Origin of the sequence: Sphaerisporangium siamense (genome assembly GCF_014205275.1) — a bacterium.
Taxonomy (GTDB): Bacteria; Actinomycetota; Actinomycetes; order Streptosporangiales; family Streptosporangiaceae; genus Sphaerisporangium; species Sphaerisporangium siamense.
This window is the reverse complement of the sequence record NZ_JACHND010000001.1, coordinates 8,465,019-8,487,127: the sequence shown is the minus strand read 5'-3', so window position 1 is coordinate 8,487,127 and position 22,109 is coordinate 8,465,019. Positions and strand designations below refer to the sequence as shown.

The following is a 22,109-nucleotide window of genomic DNA, read 5'->3' as shown; positions in this document are numbered from 1 at the left end:
GTCCCGGCGCGAGCCGAGCAGTGTCGAAGAGGTCTGATTTTCAAGCGAGGGGATAACAAGTGCTCGACGTCAACTTCTTCGACGAGCTCCGCATCGGCCTCGCCACGGCCGACGATATCCGTCAGTGGTCGCACGGCGAGGTGAAGAAGCCCGAGACCATCAACTACCGCACCCTCAAGCCGGAGAAGGACGGGCTCTTCTGCGAGAAGATCTTCGGTCCCACCCGCGACTGGGAGTGCTACTGCGGCAAGTACAAGCGCGTCCGCTTCAAGGGCATCATCTGTGAGCGCTGCGGCGTCGAGGTGACCCGTGCCAAGGTGCGCCGTGAGCGCATGGGGCACATCGAGCTGGCCGCGCCCGTCACGCACATCTGGTACTTCAAGGGCGTTCCCTCCCGTCTGGGATACCTGCTCGACCTGGCTCCGAAGGACCTGGAGAAGGTCATCTACTTCGCGGCCTACATGATCACGTACGTCGACACCGACATGCGTGCCCGTGACCTGCCGTCGCTGGAGGCGAAGATCTCCGTCGAGCGGCAGCACATCGAGCAGCGGCGCGACGCCGACATCGAGGCCCGGCAGAAGAAGCTCGAGACCGACCTGGCCGAGCTGGAGACCTCCGGGGCCAAGGGCGACGTGCGCCGCAAGGTGCGCGAGGGCGCCGACCGCGAGATGCGTCAGCTCCGCGACCGCGCCCAGCGCGAGCTGGACCGCCTCGAAGAGGTCTGGAGCCGCTTCAAGAACCTCAAGGTCCAGGACCTGGAGGGTGACGAGCTGCTCTACCGCGAGATGCGCGACCGCTTCGGCCGCTACTTCCGCGGCGGCATGGGCGCGCAGGCCATCCAGGAGCGCCTGAACAACTTCGACCTGGCCGCCGAGGCCGAGTCCCTGCGCGAGACCATCCGCAGCGGCAAGGGTCAGAAGAAGGCCCGCGCACTGAAGCGCCTGAAGGTCGTCTCGGCCTTCCTCACGACGCGCAACTCGCCGAACGGCATGGTCCTGGACTGCATCCCGGTCATCCCGCCGGACCTTCGCCCGATGGTGCAGCTCGACGGTGGCCGCTTCGCGACCTCCGACCTCAACGACCTGTACCGCCGGGTCATCAACCGGAACAACCGCCTCAAGCGCCTGCTGGACCTGGGCGCGCCCGAGATCATCGTCAACAACGAGAAGCGGATGCTCCAGGAGGCCGTCGACGCGCTGTTCGACAACGGCCGCCGCGGCCGCCCGGTCACCGGGCCCGGCAACCGTCCGCTCAAGTCGCTGTCCGACATGCTCAAGGGCAAGCAGGGCCGGTTCCGCCAGAACCTGCTCGGCAAGCGCGTCGACTACTCCGGCCGTTCGGTCATCGTCGTCGGCCCGCAGCTCAAGCTGCACCAGTGCGGCCTGCCCAAGCAGATGGCGCTGGAGCTGTTCAAGCCGTTCGTGATGAAGCGCCTGGTCGACCTGAACCACGCGCAGAACATCAAGTCGGCCAAGCGCATGGTGGAGCGTGCCCGCCCGGTCGTGTGGGACGTGCTCGAAGAGGTCATCACCGAGCACCCGGTGCTGCTGAACCGCGCGCCGACCCTGCACCGCCTCGGCATCCAGGCCTTCGAGCCGCAGCTCGTCGAGGGCAAGGCGATCCAGATCCACCCGCTCGTCTGCACGGCGTTCAACGCCGACTTCGACGGCGACCAGATGGCGGTGCACCTGCCGCTGTCGGCGGAGGCCCAGGCCGAGGCGCGCATCCTGATGCTCTCGACCAACAACATCCTCAAGCCGGCCGACGGCAAGCCGGTGACCATGCCCACCCAGGACATGATCATCGGTCTGTACTGGCTGACCACCCAGCGCGAGGACGCCAAGGGCGAGGGCCGGGTCTTCGGCTCGGTCGCCGAGGCGCTGATGGCGTTCGACCGTCACGAGCTGGACATCCAGGCCAAGATCCAGGTCCGCATGAAGGACGTCCCGCCGCCGCGCGGCTGGGCCGCTCCCGAGGGCTGGGAGGCCGGTGAGACGTACCGCCTGGAGAGCACGCTCGGCCGGTGCCTGTTCAACCAGACGCTGCCCGACAACTACCCGTTCGTCAACGAGCAGATCGGCAAGAAGCAGCTCTCGGCGATCGTCAACGAGCTCGCGGAGAAGTACCCCAAGGTCGAGGTCGCGGCGGCGCTGGACGCGCTGAAGGACGCGGGCTTCCACTGGGCGACCCGCTCCGGCGTCACGATCTCCATCGACGACGTCGTCGCGCCGCCCAACAAGGCCGCGATCATGGACAAGTACGAGCAGCGGGCCGACAAGGTCCAGCGCGAGTACGAGCGCGGTCTGATCACCGACGAGGAGCGCCGCCAGGAGCTCATCGAGATCTGGACGCACGCCACGGCGGACGTCGAGAGCGACATGGTGGACGCCTTCCCGGCGACCAACTCCGTCTGGATGATGGTCAACTCCGGCGCCCGAGGCAACAAGATGCAGGTCCGGCAGATCGCCGGCATCCGTGGCCTGGTGTCCAACACCAAGGGTGAGACGATCCCGCGGCCGATCAAGTCCTCCTTCCGCGAGGGCCTGTCGGTGCTGGAGTACTTCATCTCCACCCACGGACAGCGCAAGGGTCTGGCCGACACCGCGCTGCGCACCGCCGACTCGGGTTACCTGACCCGTCGTCTGGTGGACGTCGCGCAGGACGTCATCGTCCGCGAGATCGACTGTGGCACCGACCGCAGCGTCCCGCTGCACGTCGGCGAGCGCGACTCCTCCGGCACGCTGGTCAAGGCCGACAACGCCGAGAGCAACGTGCACGGCCGCATCCTCGCCGAGGACGTCGAGGTCGACGGCAAGGTCGTCGCCTCGGCGGGCGTCGACATCAACGACCAGACCGTCACGGCGCTGGTCGAGGCCGGCATCGAGACGGTCAGGACGCGCAGCGCGCTCGTCTGCGAGGCCAAGATCGGCGTCTGCGCCACCTGCTACGGCCGCTCGCTCGCGACCGGCAAGCTGGTGGACGTCGGCGAGGCGGTCGGCATCATCGCCGCCCAGTCGATCGGCGAGCCCGGCACGCAGCTGACGATGCGGACCTTCCACACCGGTGGTGTGGCGGGCGCCGACATCACCCACGGTCTGCCGCGTGTCCAGGAGCTGTTCGAGGCGCGCGTCCCCAAGGGCGTCGCCCCGATCAGCGAGGCCGACGGCCGGGTGCGGATCGACGAGACCGACAAGACCCGCAAGATCGTCATCACTCCGGACGACGGATCCGACGAGATCGCCTACCCGGTGTCGATGCGGTCGCGGCTGCTGATCTCCGAGGGCCAGCGCGTCAAGGTCGGCCAGCAGCTCGTCGCCGGCGCCGTCAACCCCAACGAGGTGCTGCGCATCCTCGGCCCGCGGGCCGTGCAGCTCCACCTGGTGGCCGAGGTGCAGGAGGTCTACCGCTCGCAGGGTGTGTCGATCCACGACAAGCACATCGAGATCATCGTGCGCCAGATGCTCAAGCGCGTGAACGTGCTGGAGTCCGGAGACACCGACCTGCTGCCCGGCGAGCTCGTCGAGCGGCCGCGGTTCGAGATGGTCAACCGCGAGGTCGTCGCCGAGGGCGGCACCCCCGCCTCCGGCCGTCCGGTGCTCATGGGCATCACCAAGGCGTCGCTGGCCACCGAGTCGTGGCTGTCGGCGGCGTCCTTCCAGGAGACCACGCGGGTGCTCACCGACGCGGCGATCCACGCCAAGTCGGACTCCCTGCTGGGCCTCAAGGAGAACGTCATCATCGGTAAGCTCATCCCGGCCGGTACGGGCATGTCCCAGTACCGCAACATCCGGGTCGAGCCGACCGAGGAGGCCAAGGCGGCGATGTACACCGTCGGCGGCTACGACGGCTCCGCGACCGACTACACCTTCGGCACGGGCAGCGGCGAGGCCGTCCCGCTGGAGGAGTACGACTTCGGTCAGTACAACCGCTAGGCGCGAGACGACAGGATGCCCGGAGAGCACGGCTCTCCGGGCATCCGCCGTTTCCGCGGCCGGTGCCGCCGAAATGGCGCGGGAACGCCCTGGAGGGCCCGCTGTGGCCCGCGGGCGGAGGAGATGGTATTGGGCCTCCCCCCCGCACCGGCGCAGGCGGAGAGCGCGGCGTGGCCGATGGGCCGGCGAAGCCCGGGCGAATCATCGGGGACGGCCCGAGGAGCGCGTCCTTGCCGAAACGTGGACGGCACTCCTTCGTCCGTGGTACTTTTGATGATTGCCTGGACCGGTTGCCATCGGCGTCCGGTCTACGAGGATCGAAGGGTTCGGGTCACCGGCGCACGCGCCGGGAGCCGCGAAGACCTCCGGGCGGTCCATCCGGGCGTGCCGCGGGCTCCGGCCCTGCTCGGCCCGGTCGCCCTGATGGTCCGCGGGTCACCGGGGGCGCGCCCCGGGCCGTCGTTTTGACGAGCCGTGGCGAGCTGGGTAGCCTTGGTCTTCGTGCCTGCGGTCTCGTGGGCACTGGCTGGCGTGTCCCCGATACGGGGCCGCGCGGCAACTCCTCCACAAAGTCCGATCGCACCTCGTGCATGGTGTGAGCCGGGCGCGACACGCCCGAGCGCGGGGGTCGGAGTGCGAGGTAAACCAGCAGGTCATGACACCGGCAGCACCTGCGAAATGCACGACGGGAAGCCGAAGCCCGGCCACGGCCGAGCGGACTCGACCCACAGACGTATCACCGGCCAGGACGCGAAACGGAGAAGTAGTGCCCACAATTCAGCAGTTGGTCCGAAAGGGCCGACAGGACAAGGTCACTAAGACCAAGACTCCGGCGCTCAAGGGAAGCCCACAGCTTCGCGGCAACTGCGTGCGCGTCTACACCACGACCCCCAAGAAGCCGAACTCGGCGCTCCGCAAGGTCGCCCGTGTCCGCCTGAGCAGCGGCATCGAGGTCACGGCCTACATCCCGGGCGTCGGTCACAACCTTCAGGAGCACTCCATCGTGCTCGTGCGCGGCGGCCGTGTGAAGGACCTGCCGGGTGTCCGCTACAAGATCGTTCGCGGGGCGCTCGACACCCAGGGTGTCCGCAACCGCAAGCAGGCCCGCAGCCGCTACGGCGCGAAGAAGGAGAAGAGCTGAGATGCCGCGCAAGGGTCCCGCCGGGCGCCGACAGCTGGTCGCAGACCCGGTGTTCAACTCGCCGCTCGTCACCGCGCTGATCAACAAGGTGCTGCTGAGCGGCAAGCGGTCGCTCGCTCAGAAGATCGTCTACGACGCCCTTGAGGGCTGCAGGGACAAGTCGGGCAACGACCCGGTCGTCACCCTCAAGCGAGCGCTCGACAACGTCAAGCCCACCCTTGAGGTGCGCAGCCGCCGTGTCGGTGGCGCCACCTACCAGGTGCCGGTGGAGGTGCGCGCCGCGCGCAGCACCACGCTGGCGCTCCGCTGGCTGGTGCAGTACTCCCGCGCCCGCCGCGAGAAGACCATGACCGAGCGGCTGATGAACGAGCTGCTCGACGCGAGCAACGGCCTCGGCGCCAGCGTGAAGCGGCGCGAGGACACCCACAAGATGGCCGAGTCCAACAAGGCCTTCGCCCACTACCGCTGGTAATACCGGCGGCGACGACGAGACGACGAGGACGCGAGAGAAGTGGCCACATCGACCGCTCTTGACCTGGCCAGGGTCCGCAACATCGGGATCATGGCCCATATCGACGCGGGCAAAACCACCACGACCGAGCGCATCCTGTTCTACACCGGCATCAACTACAAGATCGGTGAAGTCCACGAGGGCGCAGCCACCATGGACTGGATGGAGCAGGAGCAGGAGCGCGGCATCACCATCACCTCCGCCGCGACCACCTGTAGCTGGCTTGATCACACGATCAACATCATCGACACTCCCGGCCACGTCGACTTCACCGTCGAGGTCGAGCGTTCCCTGCGCGTCCTCGACGGCGCCGTCGCCGTCTTCGACGCCGTCGCCGGCGTCGAGCCGCAGTCCGAGACGGTCTGGCGGCAGGCGGACCGCTACGGCGTCCCGCGCATCTGCTTCGTCAACAAGATGGACCGCGTCGGCGCCGAGTTCCACCGCTGCGTCGACATGATCGTGTCGCGCCTGGGCGCCATGCCGCTGGTCATCCAGCTCCCCTGGGGCGTCGAGGCCGACTTCAAGGGCGTCATCGACCTCGTGAAGATGAAGGGCCTGCTCTGGAGCGCCGAGGCGGCCAAGGGCGAGATGTACGACACCGTCGACATCCCGGCCGACCACGCCGAGGTGGCCCGCGAGTGGCGCGACAAGCTCCTGGAGACCGTCGCCGAGAACGACGACGAGCTCATGGAGCTGTACCTGGAGGGCGTCGAGCCCACCGAGGAGCAGCTCGTCGCGGCCATCCGCCGCACGACGCTGTCCAGCGCGCTCAACCCGGTCCTGTGCGGCACCGCGTTCAAGAACAAGGGCGTCCAGCCCCTGCTCGACGCGATCGTCGCCTACCTGCCGGCGCCGACCGACATCCCCGCCTTCAAGGGGCACGCGGTCGGCAACGAGGAGCAGGTGATCGAGCGGCACGCCGACACGAGCGAGCCGTTCGCCGCCCTGGCCTTCAAGATCATGAGCGACCAGCACCTGGGCAAGCTCACCTACATCCGCATCTACTCGGGCACGCTCGAGACCGGCACCGCGGTGATCAACTCGGTGAAGGGCAAGAAGGAGCGGATCGGCAAGATCTACCAGATGCACGCCAACAAGCGTGAGGAACGCCCGTCGGCGACCGCCGGGCAGATCGTCGCCGTGATGGGCCTGAAGGACACCACCACCGGTGACACGCTGTCCGACCCGGCCAACCAGGTCGTCCTGGAGTCGATGAACTTCCCCGCCCCGGTCATCAACGTGGCCATCGAGCCCAAGACCAAGGGCGACCAGGAGAAGCTCGGCACCGCGATCCAGCGCCTGGCCGAGGAGGACCCCTCCTTCCAGGTCCGCAGGGACGAGGAGACCGGCCAGACGGTCATCTGGGGTATGGGCGAGCTCCACCTGGAGATCCTCGTCGACCGGATGCGCCGCGAGTTCAAGGTCGAGGCCAACGTCGGCCGCCCGCAGGTCGCCTACCGCGAGACCATCCGCCGCAAGGTGGAGAAGGTCGACTACACGCACAAGAAGCAGACCGGTGGTTCCGGTCAGTTCGCGCGCGTGATCATCGACCTGGAGCCGCTGGGCGAGGGCAACGACGGTTACGAGTTCGCGAACAAGGTCACCGGTGGCCGCATCCCGCGGGAGTACATCCCGTCGGTGGACGCGGGCGCCCAGGAGGCCGCGGAGTTCGGCGTGCTGGCCGGCTACCCGATGGTGGGTGTGAAGGTCACCCTCCAGGACGGCGCCTACCACGAGGTCGACTCCTCCGAAATGGCTTTCAAGATCGCCGGTTCGATGGCCTTCAAGGAGGCCGCGCGCCGTGCCGACGCCGTGATCCTTGAGCCCATGATGTCCGTCGAGGTCACCACGCCCGAGGACTACATGGGTGACGTCATCGGCGACCTCAACGGCCGCCGCGGGCAGATCCAGGCGATGGAGGACCGTACCGGGGCCAAGGTGATCCAGGCCCTGGTCCCGCTGTCAGAGATGTTCGGTTACGTGGGCGACCTGCGCAGCAAGACCCAGGGCCGGGCTGTCTACAGCATGCAGTTCAACTCCTATGCGGAGGTGCCCCCGGGCATCGCCAAGGAGATCGTCGCGAAGGCTCGGGGCGAATAGGTCCGAGACCCCGACGGCCCGGAGGGCGAGCGATCGCCCTCCCGGGCATCGGGCTCCGAGCCCGAGTGAGTAGCAAGTCACGTCAGAATCTCTAAGGAGACAGAGCAGTGGCCAAGGCCAAGTTCGAGCGGACCAAGCCGCACGTGAACATCGGCACCATTGGGCACATCGACCACGGCAAGACCACTCTGACCGCGGCGATCACCAAGGTGCTCCACGACCGTTTCCCTCACCTCAATGAGGCGACCCCGTTCGACAAGATCGACAAGGCGCCCGAGGAGAAGGCCCGCGGTATCACCATCTCCATCGCGCACGTCGAGTACCAGACCGAGAAGCGCCACTACGCCCACGTGGACTGCCCCGGTCACGCCGACTACGTGAAGAACATGATCACCGGTGCCGCCCAGATGGACGGCGCGATCCTCGTGGTCGCCGCCACCGACGGCCCGATGCCGCAGACGAAGGAGCACGTCCTCCTGGCCCGCCAGGTCGGCGTCCCCTACATCGTCGTCGCGCTGAACAAGGCCGACATGGTCGACGACGAGGAGATCCTGGAGCTCGTCGAGCTCGAGGTCCGCGAGCTGCTGTCCGCCCAGGAGTTCCCGGGCGACGACCTGCCGGTCGTGCGCGTCTCGGCGCTGAAGGCGCTTGAGGGCGACGAGAAGTGGGGCGACTCGATCATCGAGCTCATGAACGCCGTGGACGACAACGTCCCCGAGCCCGTTCGTGACACCGAGAAGCCGTTCCTCATGCCGATCGAGGACGTCTTCTCGATCACCGGCCGCGGCACCGTCGTGACCGGTCGTATCGAGCGCGGCATCGTCAAGGTCAACGAGACCGTCGACATCATCGGCATCAAGGAGAAGAGCACCACGACCACCGTCACCGGTGTCGAGATGTTCCGCAAGCTCCTCGACGAGGGGCGCGCCGGCGACAACGTCGGTCTGCTCCTCCGTGGCATCAAGCGCGAGGACGTCGAGCGCGGCCAGTGCATCATCAAGCCGGGCACGACCACCCCGCACACCGAGTTCGAGGCGCAGGTCTACATCCTGTCCAAGGACGAGGGCGGCCGCCACACGCCGTTCTTCAACAACTACCGTCCGCAGTTCTACTTCCGTACCACGGACGTGACGGGCGTTGTGACCCTGCCGGAGGGCACCGAGATGGTCATGCCCGGTGACAACACCGAGATGACCGTCCAGCTCATCCAGCCCATCGCGATGGAGGACGGTCTGAAGTTCGCCATCCGCGAGGGTGGCAGGACCGTCGGCGCGGGCCGGGTCACGAAGATCATCAAGTAGCACGACCGCGGGTCGGCGGTCGGGGCCGGTGCAGTCCGGGCCCGACCGCCGCACCACGACGGGGCCGCGAGGCCCCCGAGTCCCGGCGAGCTCCGAGCCCGATCCAGGCCCGTGATCTCGCAGCCGTCTCGGCCCAAGACCGAGTCGACTGCAAGATCACGGAATGACGAGGCGGGTCACGGGGCGCAAGCCACGGGAACCTGACAGCGGCACAAGGCCGCACGAAACTTTTGCAGGACGACAGCGAAGGACACCGAGGCCACTATGGCGGGACAGAAGATCCGCATCCGGCTTAAGGCCTATGACCACGAGGTCATCGACAGCTCGGCCAAGAAGATCGTCGAGACGGTGACACGGACTGGCGCCAAGGTCGCGGGCCCGGTGCCGTTGCCGACCGAGAAGAACGTGTACTGCGTCATCCGCTCGCCGCACAAGTACAAGGACAGCCGTGAGCACTTCGAAATGCGCACGCACAAGCGGCTGATTGACATCATCGATCCGACGCCGAAGACGGTCGACTCGCTCATGCGCCTCGACCTCCCGGCCGGCGTCGACATCTCGATCAAGCTCTGAGGGAACGCACTGACATGGCTAAGCAGATCAAGGGCGTCCTGGGCAAGAAGCTCGGCATGACCCAGGTCTTCGACGAGGGGAACCGGATCGTCCCGGTCACCGTCGTCGAGGCCGGTCCGTGCGTGGTGACCCGCGTCCGCAGTGAGGAAAAGGACGGCTACTCCGCTGTTCAGCTCGGCTACGGGCAGGTAGACCCGCGCAAGGTCAACAAGCCCCTGGGTGACTACCTGCGCAAGCACGACATCACCCCGCGCCGCTACTTCGTCGAGGTCCGCACCGACGACGCCTCCGAGTACACCCTCGGCCAGGAAGTCACGGCCGAGACCTTCGAGGCCGGTCAGTTCGTGGACGTCACCGGCAAGAGCAAGGGCAAGGGCTTCGCCGGTGTGATGAAGCGGCACGGCTTCCGCGGTCTCGGCGCCTCGCACGGCACCCAGCGCAAGCACCGTTCGCCCGGCTCCATCGGTGGCTGCGCCACCCCGGGGCGCGTCTTCAAGGGCCTGCGCATGGCGGGCCGCATGGGCAACACCCGCGTCACCATCCAGAACCTCAAGGTGCACGCCGTGGACGCCGAGAAGGGTCTCATCCTTCTCAAGGGCGCGGTCCCCGGCGCCAACGGGAGCCTGGTCCTCATTCGCACCGCCGCCAAGAAGGGGGCCGAGAAGTGAGCACGAGCATCGACGTCCTCGACGCGGCCGGCGCGAAGACCGGCACCGTCGACCTGCCGGAGGATGTCTTCGGCGCCAAGGTCAACATCCCGCTGATCCACCAGGTCGTCGTCGCCCAGCTGGCCGCGCGCCGCCAGGGCACCCACAAGACGAAGACCCGCGGCGAGGTCAGCGGCGGTGGCAAGAAGCCTTACCGCCAGAAGGGCACCGGCCGCGCCCGCCAGGGCTCGACCCGCGCGCCGCAGTTCGCCGGCGGTGGCACCGTCCACGGCCCGCAGCCGCGCGACTACTCCCAGCGGACGCCCAAGAAGATGAAGGCCGCCGCCCTCCGCGGCGCCCTCAGCGACCGGGCTAGCGGTGGCCGCGTGCACATCGTCGACGGTCTGGTCACGGGGGAGACCCCGAAGACCAAGGCCGCGCTGGACGCACTGCGCAACATCACCAAGGCGCGCAGCGTCCTGGTCGTGGTCGACGCCGACGACGAGCTCACCTGGCTGAGCCTGCGCAACGCGCCGGAGGTCCACCTGCTGGACGCCGGCCAGCTGAACACCTATGACGTGCTCTGCTACGACGACCTGGTCTTCACCCGTGAGGCATACGACCAGGTCGTGGCGCGGCTGGGCAACGGCGGGAAGGAAGACGCCTGATGCAGAAGATCGCCGACCCGCGCGACATCATCATCAAGCCGATCGTCTCCGAGAAGAGCTACGGCCTGATCGATGAGCACAACAAGTACACGTTCCTGGTGCGCAAGACGGCCAACAAGACCCAGGTCAAGATCGCTATCGAGCAGATCTTCGGCGTCAAGGTCACCAGCGTGAACACGATCAACAGGCAGGGCAAGCGCAAGCGCACGAGGTTCGGCTACGGCCAGCGTCCGAGCACCAAGCGGGCGATCGTGAGCCTGGTGGAAGGCGACCGGATCGACATCTTCGGTCAGATCGGCTGATCACCACCGCTTTGCCACGCAATACCGACGAAGGATGAACGAAAAAGATGGGCATCCGTAAATACAAGCCGACGACGCCGGGCCGGCGCGGCGCGAGCGTCTCGGACTTCGCCGAGATCACGCGCGACAGGCCCGAGAAGTCGCTGCTTGCCCCCCTGCACAGCAAGGGCGGCCGTAACGTTCACGGGCGTGTGACCGCGCGCCACCAGGGCGGCGGACACAAGCGCGCCTACCGCATCATCGACTTCCGGCGCCACGACAAGGACGGCGTCCCGGCCAAGGTCGCGCACATCGAGTACGACCCGAACCGGACCTCGCGCATCGCGCTCCTGCACTACGCGGACGGCGAGAAGCGCTACATCCTCGCTCCCACCGGGATCAAGCAGGGCGACCGCATCGAGAACGGCCCCGGGGCCGACATCAAGCCGGGCAACTGCCTGCCGCTGCGCAACATCCCGACCGGTACCTTCATCCACGCCGTGGAGCTGAAGCCGGGCGGCGGGGCGAAGCTCGGCCGGTCCGCCGGCGCGCAGATCCAGCTGCTGGCCAAGGAAGGGCAGTACGCCACGCTGCGTATGCCCTCCGGTGAGATGCGCCAGGTCGACGTGCGCTGCCGCGCCTCGGTCGGCCAGGTCGGCAACGCCGAGCAGGCCAACATCAGCATCGGCAAGGCCGGGCGTAACCGCTGGAAGGGCAAGCGCCCGACCGTCCGCGGTGTCGCCATGAACCCGGTCGACCACCCGCACGGCGGTGGTGAGGGCAAGACCTCCGGTGGTCGCCACCCGGTGAACCCGAAGGGCAAGCCCGAGGGCCGTACCCGTCAGGCCAACAAGGCCAGCGACCGCCTGATCATCCGTCGGCGGAGCAAGAAGAAGCGGTAGGAGCAGCCTAAATGCCACGTAGCCTTAAGAAGGGTCCTTTCGTTGACGACCACCTGATGAAGAAGGTGGACACGCAGAACGAGAAGGGCACCAAGAACGTCATCAAGACGTGGTCGCGGCGCTCCATGATCGTGCCGGACATGCTGGGTCACACGATCGCCGTTCACGACGGGCGCAAGCACGTCCCGGTGTTCGTCACCGAGTCGATGATCGGCCACAAGCTGGGCGAGTTCGCGCCGACGCGAACCTTCCGCAGCCACGTCAAGGAAGACCGGCGTAGCCGGCGGTAAGCGCCTTTCAGAAACGAGGAGTAAGCGATGGAAGCCAGGGCTCAGGCGCGGTTCGTCCGCGTCACGCCCCAGAAGGCCCGCCGTGTGGTGGACCTTATTCGCGGGCTGCCCGCTTCGGAGGCGCAGGCCGTGCTGCAGTTCGCCACCCAGGCGGCGAGCGAGCCGATCTACAAGGTGCTGTCGAGCGCGATGGCGAACGCCGAGCACAACTTCAAGCTCGACCGCGAGTCGCTGGTCGTGAGCCGCGCGTGGGTCGACGAGGGCCCGACGCTGAAGCGGTTCCGCCCCCGTGCCCAGGGCCGTGCCTATCGGATCAACAAGCGGACGAGCCACATCACTGTGATCGTCGAGTCCCGGCCCGAGCGCCAGGGCAAGCCGAAGGGAAGGACCCGCTAGTGGGCCAGAAGGTTAACCCGCACGGGTTCCGCCTCGGCATCACGACCGACTTCAAGAGCCGGTGGTACGCCGACAAGCTGTACAAGTCCTACGTCGCCGAGGACGTGTCGATCCGCCGCATGCTGCAGAAGGGCATGGAGCGGGCCGGCATCTCCAAGGTCGAGATCGAGCGCACCACCGACCGCGTCCAGGTCGACATCCACACCGCGCGGCCGGGCATCGTCATCGGCCGCCGCGGCGCCGAGGCGGACCGCATCCGTGGCGACCTCGAGAAGCTGACCAAGAAGCAGGTCCAGCTCAACATCCTTGAGGTCAAGAACCCCGAGGTCGACGCTCAGCTCGTCGCCCAGGGCGTGGCCGAGCAGCTCTCCAGCCGGGTCTCCTTCCGGCGGGCGATGCGCAAGGCCATGCAGTCGGCGATGAAGAGCGGCGCCAAGGGCATCCGTGTCCAGTGCTCCGGCCGTCTCGGCGGCGCCGAGATGTCGCGCTCGGAGTTCTACCGCGAGGGTCGCGTGCCTCTGCACACCCTTCGCGCGGACATCGACTACGGCTTCTACGAGGCCCGCACCACCTTCGGCCGCATCGGCGTGAAGGTGTGGATCTACAAGGGCGAGGCCCCGACCAGCCGCGCCGAGCGCGAGGCGGCCGCCGCCGGTGCGCGCGCCGGCCAGCGTCGGGACCGCACCGACCGGCCGCAGCGCGGCCGTGGCGCGGGCGGCGGCCGTGGCCGTGACGGCGCGGGCCGCGGCGGTCGCGGCGGGCCCAAGACCGAGAGCACCGCGCCCGCTGGGGCGCCCGAGAGTGGCCCGGCGGAGCAGCCGGGTGCTGAAGGGAGCTGACCATGCTGATCCCGCGCAGGGTCAAGCACCGCAAGCAGCACCGGCCTGACCGCAGCGGAGCCGCCAAGGGTGGCACCAGGGTCGTGTTCGGCGAGTTCGGCATCCAGGCGCTTGAGCACCACTACGTGACCAACCGCCAGATCGAGGCCGCGCGTATCGCCATGACCCGGCACATCCGTCGTGGCGGAAAGGTGTGGATCAACATCTATCCCGACCGTCCTCTGACGAAGAAGCCCGCCGAGACCCGCATGGGTTCCGGTAAGGGTTCGCCGGAGTGGTGGATCGCCAACGTCAAGCCCGGCCGCGTCATGTTCGAGCTGTCCGGCGTCTCCGAGCCGGTCGCCCGCGAGGCGCTGCGCCGCGCGATGCACAAGCTCCCGATGAAGTGCCGGTTCGTCAAGCGTGAAGTGGGTGAGGCGTGATGGCTAAGGGCCTGACCGCCGGTGAGCTGCGGACTTCTGACCAGGAGGAGCTGGTCCAGAAGCTGAAGGAAGCCAAGGAGGAGCTGTTCAACCTCCGCTTCCAGGCGGCGACCGGTCAGTTGGAGAGCCACGGGCGGCTGCGCGCCGTCCGCCGCGAGATCGCCCGTATCTACACCGTGATGCGCGAGCGCGAGCTCGGCATCGTCACGGTCGAGAAGGAGCCGAGCGATGGCTGAGACCACCGAGACCAACACCGAGACCGCCCAGGCGCGGAACTACCGCAAGACCCGCGAGGGTCTGGTCGTCAGCGACAAGATGGACAAGACCGTCGTCGTCGCCGTCGAGGACCGCGTCAAGCACCCGCTGTACGGCAAGGTCATCCGCCGTACGACCAAGTACAAGGCCCACGACGAGGCCAACACCTGCGGCGTCGGCGACCGCGTTCTCCTGATGGAGACCCGGCCGCTGTCCGCCACCAAGCGGTGGCGGGTCGTGGAGATCCTCGAGCGGGCCAAGTAAGTCGCCGTGCGGGAGGCCCCCCGGAAGGGGGTCTCCCGTGTGGCGTCCCCCCTCGGGCCGGTAGGGCCGGCGCCGGGGGAGCATTAGACCGAATCAAGTTCCGCCAGGCTCAGCGAATGAGAACCGGCGTGACATACGGGAGTTGACGTGATCCAGCAGGAGTCGCGGCTCAAGGTCGCCGACAACACGGGTGCCAAGGAGCTGTTGTGCATCCGCGTGCTCGGTGGCTCGGGTCGGCGCTACGCGGGTATCGGCGACATCATCGTCGCGACGGTGAAGGACGCTCTTCCCGCCGCGGGCGTGAAGAAGGGTGATGTGGTCAAGGCTGTCGTGGTGCGCACCAGCAAGGAGCGCCGCCGCCCCGACGGCTCCTACATCCGCTTCGACGAGAACGCCGCGGTCATCATCAAGGACAGTGGTGACCCTCGGGGCACGCGTATCTTCGGTCCGGTGGGTCGCGAGCTGCGCGAGAAGAAGTTCATGCGCATCATCTCGCTCGCGCCGGAGGTGTTGTAGATGCCGAAGCTGCATGTGAAGAAGGGTGACCTCGTCCAGGTCATCGCCGGTAAGGACAAGGGTGCCAAGGGCCGTGTGATCCGCGCCCTGCCGCGCGAGGACCGCGTGGTGGTGGAGGGCGTGAACCTGATCAAGAAGCACTCCAAGGTCACCCACCAGGGCCCGCGCGGCGCCAAGGAAGGCGGCGTGCAGACCCTGGAGGCGTCCATCCACGTGAGCAACGTCAAGAAGCTCAAGGATGACGCCAAGACGGACGAGGCGAAGAAGGACGACAAGCCCGCCAAGAAGGCCGCCGCGGCCGACGAATCGGGTGAGGACAACTGATGACCGCCACCACTACCGAGACCGAGCGCCCCGCGCCGCGCCTCAAGCTCCGCTACCAGGAGGAGATCGCGGGCAAGCTGCGCGAGCAGTTCGGCATCGCGAACGTCATGCAGATCCCCAAGCTCACCAAGATCAAGGTGAACATGGGCGTCGGCGAGGCGGCCCGCGACTCCAAGCTCATCGAGGGCGCGGTGCGCGACCTCACCGCCATCACCGGCCAGAAGCCGGCGGTCGCCCACGCGCGCAAGTCGATCGCGCAGTTCAAGCTGCGTGAGGGCATGCCCATCGGCGCGCACGTCACGCTGCGCGGCGACCGCATGTGGGAGTTCCTCGACAGGCTGCTGTCCCTCGCGCTGCCGCGCATCCGCGACTTCCGCGGCCTCTCGCCCAAGCAGTTCGACGGCAACGGGAACTACACCTTCGGCCTCACCGAGCAGGTCATGTTCCACGAGGTGGACCCCGACAGGGTCGACCGCCAGCGGGGCATGGACATCACGGTCGTGACCACCGCTACGAACGACGAACAAGGCCGGGCGCTCCTGAAGCTCCTCGGCTTCCCCTTCAAGGAGGCCTGAGCATGGCCAAGAAGTCCCTGATCGCCAAGGCCGAGCGTAAGCCGAAGTTCGGCGTCCGCGCGTACACTCGTTGTTCGCGCTGCGGCCGTCCGCGTGCGGTCTACCGCAAGTTCGGCCTGTGCCGCGTGTGCTTCCGCGAGATGGCGCACCGGGGCGAGCTGCCCGGCATCACCAAGTCGAGCTGGTAGCCCTGCGGGCCCTCGCGACGAAGGCCCGCGCCCTGCCGGCCGTACATCCAAGTCATATCAACCGGGCGCCGTTTCCGGCGCCCACGACCACACCGTAGGTCCCGCTCGGGAAACCGCGGTGAGGAGGGCCACCGGCCATGACGATGACCGACCCGATCGCAGACATGCTGACGCGTCTGCGTAACGCGAACTCGGCATACCACGACACCGTGAGCATGCCGTACTCGAAGATCAAGGCGCACATCGCCGAGATCCTCCAGCAGGAGGGCTACATCCAGGCCTGGACCGTCGAAGACGCCAAGGTCGGGAAGAACCTCGTGGTGGAGCTCAAGTTCGGGCCCACGCGTGAACGGTCAATCGCGGGCCTGCGCCGGGTGTCGAAGCCCGGCCTGCGGGTCTATGCAAAGAAGGACAACCTGCCCAAGGTCCTGGGCGGTCTCGGCGTCGCGATCATCTCGACGTCCGGGGGCCTCATGACCGACAAGCAGGCCGGCAAGCGTGGTGTGGGCGGGGAAGTCCTCGCCTACGTCTGGTAACGAGGGGAGGAATCACAGCATGTCGCGAATCGGACGGCTGCCCATCCCCGTACCGAGTGGCGTGGACATCGCCATCGACGGCCGGGATGTCACGGTCAAGGGCCCGAAGGGCACGCTTTCACACAAGGTCGCGGAGCCGATCGACGTCGAGCGCGGCGACGACGGCACCATCACCGTCACCCGCCCCAACGACGAGAACAAGGTGCGCGCCCTGCACGGGCTGTCCCGCACGCTGATCTCGAACATGGTGGACGGCGTCACCAAGGGGTACAGCAAGACGCTGGAGATCGTCGGCGTCGGTTACCGCGTCCAGGCCAAGGGCCCGACGCAGCTGGAGTTCTCGCTGGGCTTCAGCCACCCGGTGATCGTGGACGCCCCCGAGGGCGTCACCTTCCGCGTCGAGCGGCCGACCCTGTTCCACGTGGACGGCATCGACAAGCAGAAGGTCGGCGAGGTCGCCGCCAACATCCGCAAGCTGCGCAAGCCCGACCCCTACAAGGGCAAGGGTGTGCGGTACCAGGGCGAAGTCATCCGCCGCAAGGTCGGAAAGGCTGGTAAGTAGTCATGGCCTTCACCAAGGTTGCCAAGCACACGGCCGCCCGCGCCCTGTCGCGCGCGCGCCGTCACCGCCGCGTCCGCAAGAAGGTCGTCGGCTCGCCGACCCGCCCGCGCCTGGTCATCAACCGTTCCGCGCGCCACATCTTCGTGCAGATCGTGGACGACGTCGCCGGCCACACGCTGGCCAGCGCCTCCACCTTGGACGCCTCGCTCCGCACGGCCGAGGGCACCAAGACCGACAAGGCGAAGAAGGTCGGCGAGCTCGTCGCTCAGCGGGCCAAGGCCGCCGGGATCACCGCCGTCGTGTTCGACCGCGGTGGCAACCGCTACGCGGGCCGCATCGCGGCCCTGGCGGACAGCGCCCGTGAAGGCGGGCTGGAGTTCTGATGTCTCCGGCCCGCATCGCAATCAAGAGCAACGAAAAGAGGAACCACTGATGGCTGCAGCTCCGCGTCGCGGCGCCGGCGGCGGTGGTGAGCGGCGTGACCGTCGCGACGATCGCCGCGGTGGTGCTGCCGAGAAGGGCGTCTCGTACATCGAGCGCGTTGTGAAGATCAACCGTGTCGCCAAGGTCGTCAAGGGCGGCCGGCGCTTCAGCTTCACCGCCCTGGTCGTCGTCGGCGACGGCAACGGCCTGGTCGGTGTCGGCTACGGCAAGGCCAAGGAGGTGCCCGCGGCGATCGCCAAGGGCGTCGAGGAGGCCAAGAAGCACTTCTTCAAGGTGCCGCGCATCCAGGGCACCATCCCGCACACGGTGCAGGGTGAGGACGCCGCCGGCGTCGTCCTGCTGCGCCCGGCCTCGCCCGGTACCGGTGTCATCGCCGGCGGCCCGGTGCGCGCCGTCCTGGAGTGCGCCGGGATCCACGACGTGCTGTCCAAGTCGCTCGGCTCGGACAACCCGATCAACATCGTCCACGCCACCGTGGCGGCTCTGAAGGGCCTCAGCAGGCCCGAGGAGATCGCCGCCCGCCGTGGGCTCCCGATCGAGCACGTCGCGCCCGTACGCATGCTCAAGGCCCGCGCCGAGGGCATCGCCGAGGCCGCGGCCGCGGCGAAGGCGGTGAGCTAGCGATGGCTCGTCTGAAGATCACCCAGGTCCGGTCGAAGATCGGCGGCAAGCAGAACCAGCGTGACTCTCTGCGCTCGCTGGGCCTGAAGCGAATCGGCGACGTCGTCGTCAAGGAGGACCGCCCGGAGATCCGGGGCATGGTCTCCGTGGTGACGCACCTCGTCGAGGTGGAAGAGGTCGACTAGTCATGGCTAACGCTGAGAACTCCGGTGGCGGCACGCCGCTGCGCATCCACCACCTGCGTCCGGCCCCCGGCGCCAACAAGGCCAAGGTCCGCAAGGGCCGCGGCGAGGCGTCCAAGGGCAAGACCGCCGGTCGTGGCACCAAGGGCACCAAGTCCCGCACGACGGTCCCCTTCGGTTTCGAGGGTGGCCAGGTTCCGCTCCAGCGGCGCCTGCCCAAGCGGAAGGGCTTCTCCAACGCCCTGTTCAAGACGACCTATCAGGTCGTCAACCTGGACAGGCTCGGCGAGCTCTTCCCCGAGGGCGGCGAGGTCAGCGTCGAGACGCTGGTCGAGCGTGGCGCGGTCCGCAAGAACCAGCCGGTCAAGATCCTGGGAACCGGTGAGATCTCGGTGGCGTTGAACGTGCGTGCGCATGCGTTCTCCGCCTCCGCGAAGGAAAAGATCGCCGCAGCTGGTGGCTCCGTCACCGAGCTGTAGGAGGCAGGCAATACGAGGCGCGGGGGCTCAGAGAAGAGCCGCCGCGCCCGTAGTGCGTTAGAGTGCGCTGGACAAACGGTGTCCAGGGCTCGTTGATCAGAGATGTGCCGATGGATCACTTCCAGACCTTCGCTGGCCGATACCGCCTAACAGGCGCGCAGGAGGGACCGTGCTGACCGCGATTAGCCGGGCGTTCCGTACGCCCGACCTGCGCAATAAGCTGCTCTTCACGCTGGGAATCATCGTGTTGTTCCGGCTGGGTTCGGTGCTGCCGACCCCAGGCGTCAACACGGTCAACGTCCAGCAGTGTCTGAAAGAGGCGCAGGCCGGAGACGCCGCCAACATCTATGGCATGGTGCAGCTTTTCAGTGGCGGTGCGCTGCTGAAGCTATCGGTGTTCGCACTCGGCATCATGCCTTACATCACCGCGAGCATCATCCTCCAGCTGCTCACCGTGGTCATTCCACGGCTAGAGGCGCTCAAGAAGGAAGGCCAGGCGGGCACCGCCAAGATCACGCAGTACACGCGTTATCTCACCATCGGCCTCGCGGTCCTGCAGTCGACCGCCTTCGTCGCGCTGGCGCGCACCGGGCAGCTCTTCCCGAACTGCCGTCAGCCCATTTTGATCAACAATGACGTGTTCACCATCATCACGATGGTGGTCGTCATGACCGCGGGCACCTCCGTGATCATGTGGCTGGGCGAGCTCATCACCGACCGCGGGGTCGGCAACGGCATGTCCATCCTGATCTTCACGCAGGTCATCGCCGTCTTCCCGTCCGAGCTCATGAACATCTTCCGTCAGAACGCCTTCACCTTCGCCGTGGTGATGGTGGTCGGTGTGTTCATGATCGCGGCGGTCGTGTTCGTCGAGCAGGCCCAGCGTCGCATCCCGGTGCAGTACGCCAAGCGCATGGTGGGCCGCCGCATGTACGGCGGCACCTCGACCTACATCCCGCTCAAGGTGAACCAGGCCGGCATCATCCCGGTCATCTTCGCCTCCTCGCTGCTCTACCTCCCGCAGCTCGTGGTGTCGCTGTTCGGCAACAGTGCGGAGCCGAACGTCGTCGTCCAGTGGCTCGCGCAGAACTTCGTCCGCGGTGACCACCCGGTCTACATGCTCACGTTCTTCCTGTTGATCATCTTCTTCACCTACTTCTACGTGTCCATTACCTTCAACCCCGTTGAAGTGGCGGACAACATGAAGAAGTACGGTGGTTTCATCCCGGGCATCCGCCCGGGACGGCCGACCGCTGAGTACCTCAACTACGTGCTCACGCGGCTGACCGCTCCCGGTTCGTTGTATCTGGGCCTGATCTCCATGGTGCCGATCATCGCGCTGGCGGTGGCAGGGGCGAGCCAGAACTTCCCGTTCGGAGGCACGAGCATTCTGATCATGGTTGGTGTTGGGCTGGACACCGTGAAGCAGATCGAGAGCCAGCTACAGCAGCGGAACTACGAGGGCTTCCTCAAGTAGTGCGCGTCGTCCTGGTCGGGCCCCCCGGAGCGGGTAAGGGGACGCAGGCCCAGTTCATCGCATCGAACCTGTCCATCCCGAAGATCTCGACAGGGGACATCTTCCGTGCCAACGTGTCGGGCGGCACGGAACTCGGCAAGCTTGCCAAGGAATACATGGACCGCGGCGATCTCGTGCCCGACGAGGTCACCATCGCCATGGTCCGCGACCGCCTCTCGGAGCCGGACGCGCAGGAGGGTTTCCTGCTGGACGGCTTCCCCCGCAACGTGCCGCAGGCCCAGATCCTCAACAAGATGCTGGCCGAGTTCGGCACCTCGCTCGATCTCGTCCTGGAGTTGGTCGTCGACGACGAAGAGGTCGTGCGGCGCCTCGCCGGGCGCCGCACCTGCCGCTCCTGCGGCAAGGTGTGGCACGTCGTGTTCGACCCTCCCGCCACCGAGGGGGTCTGCGACGCGTGCGGCGGAGATCTGTTCCAGCGCGACGACGACCGTGAGGAGACCATCCGCCACCGGTTGGAGGTCTACCAGGACCAGACGGCTCCGCTGATCAGGTTCTACGCCGACGAGGGCATCCTCCGCGGCGTGGACGCCACCGGCCCGGTCGAGGAGATCACGCAGCGGGCGATGGCGGAGCTGCGCCGCTTCGCCGAATGACGCATCAAGGGTCGTAGCTCCCCGAATCCCGCGATTTCCGCGAACGCCACTTCTGGGGTCATTCTCCAGGGGTGGCGTTCGGCGTGTTGGGGGACAATCGGGGGAATCGGGCTGCCGCGCCGTCCGTTGATTCACCCCAGGGGGTGCCAGTAAGTGTTCAAGAAGAACAAGCACGGAATCCAGGTCAAGACGCCGGAGCAGGTCGACAAGATGCGGGCCGCCGGCCTGGTCGTCGGCCGGACGCTCCAGTCGCTGCGCGAGTCCGTGCGCCCGGGCGTCACGCCGCTCGACCTGGACGCGATCGCCGAGAAGGCCATCCGCGACGAGGGCGCGATCCCGTCCTTCAAGGGGTACCAGGGCTTTCCCGCCACGATCTGCGCGTCGGTCAACGACGAGGTCGTGCACGGCATCCCGACCGCGCGGCGCGCACTGCGCGAGGGCGACATCATCTCCATCGACTGCGGGGCCATCCTCGACGGGTGGCACGGCGACTCGGCGATCACCGTCGGCGTGGGCGAGGTGGACCCCGCGCTGACCGAGCTGATGCGGGTCACGGAAGAGGCCATGTGGCGCGGTATCGCGGCCCTGACCGTCGGCAGGCACCTGTCCGACATCGGGTACGAGGTCGAGCGTTACGTTCGCTCTCAGGGCCGCTACGGCATCCCTCAGGAGTACGGCGGGCACGGCATCGGCACCGAGATGCACATGGAGCCGTGGGTCGCCAACCACGGCAGGCCCGGCAAGGGCCCCCGGTTCGAGCCGGGCATGTGCTTCGCGATCGAGCCGATGGTGAACGCCGGCACCGACCGCACCCGCGTGCTGGACGACGACTGGACGGTCGTCACGATCGACGGAAAGCCCTCGGCGCACTTCGAACACAGCGTCGCGGTCACCGATAATGGTCCTTGGGTGCTTACCGCCCTGGACGGGGGGAAGGCACGGCTCAGCGAACTGCTGGGAGGGAAGACCGACACCGGTGCCGGGCCGGGACGTTGAGCCCGCTTGACCCGTCGCGGGCCGGCCGTCC

29 protein-coding genes are annotated in these 22,109 nt (G+C 67.4%); all 29 read left to right on the top strand.

Annotation, left to right across the window (positions count from 1 at the left end; translation table 11 throughout):
- Positions 1–59 precede the first annotated feature (59 nt).
- The 29 genes from BJ982_RS38200 (at position 60) to map (ending at position 22,078) form a co-directional block, all read left to right on the top strand.
- Positions 60–3,935: a DNA-directed RNA polymerase subunit beta' gene (locus BJ982_RS38200; RefSeq protein ID WP_184888248.1), complete on the top strand. Its 3,876-nt coding sequence runs from the start codon at positions 60–62 to the stop codon at positions 3,933–3,935.
- A 766-nt stretch (positions 3,936–4,701) separates the two neighbouring features.
- Entirely contained in the window at positions 4,702–5,076 is a 375-nt protein-coding gene (rpsL, locus tag BJ982_RS38195; protein WP_184608232.1) for a 30S ribosomal protein S12, read from the top strand.
- 1 nt (position 5,077) lies between these two features.
- On the top strand, positions 5,078–5,548 hold the full coding sequence (rpsG, locus tag BJ982_RS38190; RefSeq protein WP_184608231.1) for a 30S ribosomal protein S7: 471 nt from the start codon (positions 5,078–5,080) through the stop codon (positions 5,546–5,548).
- Between the two features lie 90 nt (positions 5,549–5,638).
- On the top strand, positions 5,639–7,687 hold the full coding sequence (gene fusA, locus BJ982_RS38185) for an elongation factor G (RefSeq protein WP_221483258.1): 2,049 nt from the start codon (positions 5,639–5,641) through the stop codon (positions 7,685–7,687).
- 107 nt (positions 7,688–7,794) lie between these two features.
- On the top strand, positions 7,795–8,988 hold the full coding sequence (gene tuf, locus BJ982_RS38180) for an elongation factor Tu (RefSeq protein ID WP_184888245.1): 1,194 nt from the start codon (positions 7,795–7,797) through the stop codon (positions 8,986–8,988).
- Positions 8,989–9,252: 264 nt separating this feature from the next.
- Complete coding sequence (rpsJ, locus tag BJ982_RS38175; protein ID WP_012887830.1) at positions 9,253–9,561, top strand: 30S ribosomal protein S10; 309 nt, start codon at positions 9,253–9,255, stop codon at positions 9,559–9,561.
- Between the two features lie 14 nt (positions 9,562–9,575).
- Positions 9,576–10,229 carry a 50S ribosomal protein L3 gene (gene rplC / locus BJ982_RS38170; RefSeq protein ID WP_184888243.1) on the top strand — a complete coding sequence of 218 codons (654 nt, stop codon included), beginning with the start codon at positions 9,576–9,578 and terminating at the stop codon, positions 10,227–10,229.
- Entirely contained in the window at positions 10,226–10,876 is a 651-nt protein-coding gene (gene rplD / locus BJ982_RS38165) for a 50S ribosomal protein L4 (protein ID WP_184888241.1), read from the top strand. Before rplC ends, rplD begins: the two co-directional genes overlap by 4 nt.
- Positions 10,876–11,178 (top strand): 50S ribosomal protein L23, encoded by a 303-nt coding sequence (rplW, locus tag BJ982_RS38160; RefSeq protein WP_184608226.1) that lies wholly within the window; start codon positions 10,876–10,878, stop codon positions 11,176–11,178. Before rplD ends, rplW begins: the two co-directional genes overlap by 1 nt.
- 47 nt (positions 11,179–11,225) lie before the next feature.
- Positions 11,226–12,059 carry a 50S ribosomal protein L2 gene (gene rplB, locus BJ982_RS38155; protein ID WP_184888239.1) on the top strand — a complete coding sequence of 278 codons (834 nt, stop codon included), beginning with the start codon at positions 11,226–11,228 and terminating at the stop codon, positions 12,057–12,059.
- Positions 12,060–12,070: 11 nt separating this feature from the next.
- On the top strand, positions 12,071–12,349 hold the full coding sequence (rpsS, locus tag BJ982_RS38150) for a 30S ribosomal protein S19 (protein ID WP_184608224.1): 279 nt from the start codon (positions 12,071–12,073) through the stop codon (positions 12,347–12,349).
- A gap of 27 nt (positions 12,350–12,376) precedes the next feature.
- Positions 12,377–12,745, top strand: coding sequence for a 50S ribosomal protein L22 (rplV, locus tag BJ982_RS38145; protein ID WP_184888236.1), 369 nt, complete (start codon positions 12,377–12,379; stop codon positions 12,743–12,745).
- Complete coding sequence (rpsC, locus tag BJ982_RS38140) at positions 12,745–13,584, top strand: 30S ribosomal protein S3 (RefSeq protein WP_184888234.1); 840 nt, start codon at positions 12,745–12,747, stop codon at positions 13,582–13,584. Before rplV ends, rpsC begins: the two co-directional genes overlap by 1 nt.
- Before the next feature lie 2 nt (positions 13,585–13,586).
- Entirely contained in the window at positions 13,587–14,006 is a 420-nt protein-coding gene (gene rplP / locus BJ982_RS38135) for a 50S ribosomal protein L16 (RefSeq protein ID WP_184608221.1), read from the top strand.
- On the top strand, positions 14,006–14,242 hold the full coding sequence (gene rpmC, locus BJ982_RS38130; protein WP_184888232.1) for a 50S ribosomal protein L29: 237 nt from the start codon (positions 14,006–14,008) through the stop codon (positions 14,240–14,242). Before rplP ends, rpmC begins: the two co-directional genes overlap by 1 nt.
- Positions 14,235–14,525 (top strand): 30S ribosomal protein S17, encoded by a 291-nt coding sequence (rpsQ, locus tag BJ982_RS38125; RefSeq protein ID WP_184888230.1) that lies wholly within the window; start codon positions 14,235–14,237, stop codon positions 14,523–14,525. Before rpmC ends, rpsQ begins: the two co-directional genes overlap by 8 nt.
- Positions 14,526–14,672: 147 nt before the next feature.
- Positions 14,673–15,041: a 50S ribosomal protein L14 gene (rplN, locus tag BJ982_RS38120; protein ID WP_114032739.1), complete on the top strand. Its 369-nt coding sequence runs from the start codon at positions 14,673–14,675 to the stop codon at positions 15,039–15,041.
- A gap of 9 nt (positions 15,042–15,050) precedes the next feature.
- Positions 15,051–15,365, top strand: coding sequence for a 50S ribosomal protein L24 (rplX, locus tag BJ982_RS38115; protein ID WP_203959494.1), 315 nt, complete (start codon positions 15,051–15,053; stop codon positions 15,363–15,365).
- Positions 15,365–15,940 carry a 50S ribosomal protein L5 gene (rplE, locus tag BJ982_RS38110; protein WP_184888226.1) on the top strand — a complete coding sequence of 192 codons (576 nt, stop codon included), beginning with the start codon at positions 15,365–15,367 and terminating at the stop codon, positions 15,938–15,940. Before rplX ends, rplE begins: the two co-directional genes overlap by 1 nt.
- Positions 15,941–15,942: 2 nt before the next feature.
- Positions 15,943–16,128, top strand: a complete 186-nt coding sequence (locus tag BJ982_RS38105; protein WP_114032742.1) for a type Z 30S ribosomal protein S14 — start codon at positions 15,943–15,945, stop codon at positions 16,126–16,128.
- Between the two features lie 137 nt (positions 16,129–16,265).
- The gene (rpsH, locus tag BJ982_RS38100) at positions 16,266–16,664 is read left to right on the top strand and encodes a 30S ribosomal protein S8 (RefSeq protein WP_184888224.1); all 399 of its coding nucleotides are present in this window, start codon (positions 16,266–16,268) and stop codon (positions 16,662–16,664) included.
- A 19-nt stretch (positions 16,665–16,683) separates the two neighbouring features.
- Positions 16,684–17,226, top strand: coding sequence for a 50S ribosomal protein L6 (gene rplF / locus BJ982_RS38095; protein ID WP_184888222.1), 543 nt, complete (start codon positions 16,684–16,686; stop codon positions 17,224–17,226).
- 2 nt (positions 17,227–17,228) lie between these two features.
- Positions 17,229–17,609, top strand: coding sequence for a 50S ribosomal protein L18 (gene rplR / locus BJ982_RS38090; RefSeq protein WP_184888220.1), 381 nt, complete (start codon positions 17,229–17,231; stop codon positions 17,607–17,609).
- Positions 17,610–17,658: 49 nt separating this feature from the next.
- The gene (rpsE, locus tag BJ982_RS38085; RefSeq protein ID WP_114032746.1) at positions 17,659–18,291 is read left to right on the top strand and encodes a 30S ribosomal protein S5; all 633 of its coding nucleotides are present in this window, start codon (positions 17,659–17,661) and stop codon (positions 18,289–18,291) included.
- Positions 18,292–18,293: 2 nt separating this feature from the next.
- Positions 18,294–18,476 carry a 50S ribosomal protein L30 gene (gene rpmD / locus BJ982_RS38080; protein WP_080043226.1) on the top strand — a complete coding sequence of 61 codons (183 nt, stop codon included), beginning with the start codon at positions 18,294–18,296 and terminating at the stop codon, positions 18,474–18,476.
- A 2-nt stretch (positions 18,477–18,478) separates the two neighbouring features.
- Positions 18,479–18,952, top strand: a complete 474-nt coding sequence (gene rplO, locus BJ982_RS38075; protein WP_184888218.1) for a 50S ribosomal protein L15 — start codon at positions 18,479–18,481, stop codon at positions 18,950–18,952.
- 169 nt (positions 18,953–19,121) lie between these two features.
- Positions 19,122–20,429: a preprotein translocase subunit SecY gene (gene secY / locus BJ982_RS38070; RefSeq protein ID WP_184888217.1), complete on the top strand. Its 1,308-nt coding sequence runs from the start codon at positions 19,122–19,124 to the stop codon at positions 20,427–20,429.
- Complete coding sequence (locus BJ982_RS38065; protein ID WP_184608210.1) at positions 20,429–21,082, top strand: adenylate kinase; 654 nt, start codon at positions 20,429–20,431, stop codon at positions 21,080–21,082. Before secY ends, BJ982_RS38065 begins: the two co-directional genes overlap by 1 nt.
- A gap of 153 nt (positions 21,083–21,235) precedes the next feature.
- Positions 21,236–22,078: a type I methionyl aminopeptidase gene (gene map / locus BJ982_RS38060; protein ID WP_184888215.1), complete on the top strand. Its 843-nt coding sequence runs from the start codon at positions 21,236–21,238 to the stop codon at positions 22,076–22,078.
- Positions 22,079–22,109 lie beyond the last annotated feature (31 nt).

What these genes read in the sequence shown, in the direction of transcription:
- rpsG (WP_184608231.1), top strand. Translation starts at nt 5,078, where the DNA reads ATGCCGCGCAAGGGTCCCGCCGGGCGCCGACAGCTGGTCGCAGACCCG.
- rpsQ (WP_184888230.1), top strand. Translation starts at nt 14,235, where the DNA reads ATGGCTGAGACCACCGAGACCAACACCGAGACCGCCCAGGCGCGGAAC.
- rplP (WP_184608221.1), top strand. Translation starts at nt 13,587, where the DNA reads ATGCTGATCCCGCGCAGGGTCAAGCACCGCAAGCAGCACCGGCCTGAC.
- rpmC (WP_184888232.1), top strand. Translation starts at nt 14,006, where the DNA reads ATGGCTAAGGGCCTGACCGCCGGTGAGCTGCGGACTTCTGACCAGGAG.
- rplC (WP_184888243.1), top strand. Translation starts at nt 9,576, where the DNA reads ATGGCTAAGCAGATCAAGGGCGTCCTGGGCAAGAAGCTCGGCATGACC.
- rpmD (WP_080043226.1), top strand. Translation starts at nt 18,294, where the DNA reads ATGGCTCGTCTGAAGATCACCCAGGTCCGGTCGAAGATCGGCGGCAAG.
- rpsS (WP_184608224.1), top strand. Translation starts at nt 12,071, where the DNA reads ATGCCACGTAGCCTTAAGAAGGGTCCTTTCGTTGACGACCACCTGATG.
- rplV (WP_184888236.1), top strand. Translation starts at nt 12,377, where the DNA reads ATGGAAGCCAGGGCTCAGGCGCGGTTCGTCCGCGTCACGCCCCAGAAG.
- rplE (WP_184888226.1), top strand. Translation starts at nt 15,365, where the DNA reads ATGACCGCCACCACTACCGAGACCGAGCGCCCCGCGCCGCGCCTCAAG.
- fusA (WP_221483258.1), top strand. Translation starts at nt 5,639, where the DNA reads ATGGCCCATATCGACGCGGGCAAAACCACCACGACCGAGCGCATCCTG.
- rpsH (WP_184888224.1), top strand. Translation starts at nt 16,266, where the DNA reads ATGACGATGACCGACCCGATCGCAGACATGCTGACGCGTCTGCGTAAC.
- rplR (WP_184888220.1), top strand. Translation starts at nt 17,229, where the DNA reads ATGGCCTTCACCAAGGTTGCCAAGCACACGGCCGCCCGCGCCCTGTCG.
- rplF (WP_184888222.1), top strand. Translation starts at nt 16,684, where the DNA reads ATGTCGCGAATCGGACGGCTGCCCATCCCCGTACCGAGTGGCGTGGAC.
- rplW (WP_184608226.1), top strand. Translation starts at nt 10,876, where the DNA reads ATGCAGAAGATCGCCGACCCGCGCGACATCATCATCAAGCCGATCGTC.
- rplB (WP_184888239.1), top strand. Translation starts at nt 11,226, where the DNA reads ATGGGCATCCGTAAATACAAGCCGACGACGCCGGGCCGGCGCGGCGCG.
- rpsE (WP_114032746.1), top strand. Translation starts at nt 17,659, where the DNA reads ATGGCTGCAGCTCCGCGTCGCGGCGCCGGCGGCGGTGGTGAGCGGCGT.
- BJ982_RS38105 (WP_114032742.1), top strand. Translation starts at nt 15,943, where the DNA reads ATGGCCAAGAAGTCCCTGATCGCCAAGGCCGAGCGTAAGCCGAAGTTC.
- rpsJ (WP_012887830.1), top strand. Translation starts at nt 9,253, where the DNA reads ATGGCGGGACAGAAGATCCGCATCCGGCTTAAGGCCTATGACCACGAG.
- rplO (WP_184888218.1), top strand. Translation starts at nt 18,479, where the DNA reads ATGGCTAACGCTGAGAACTCCGGTGGCGGCACGCCGCTGCGCATCCAC.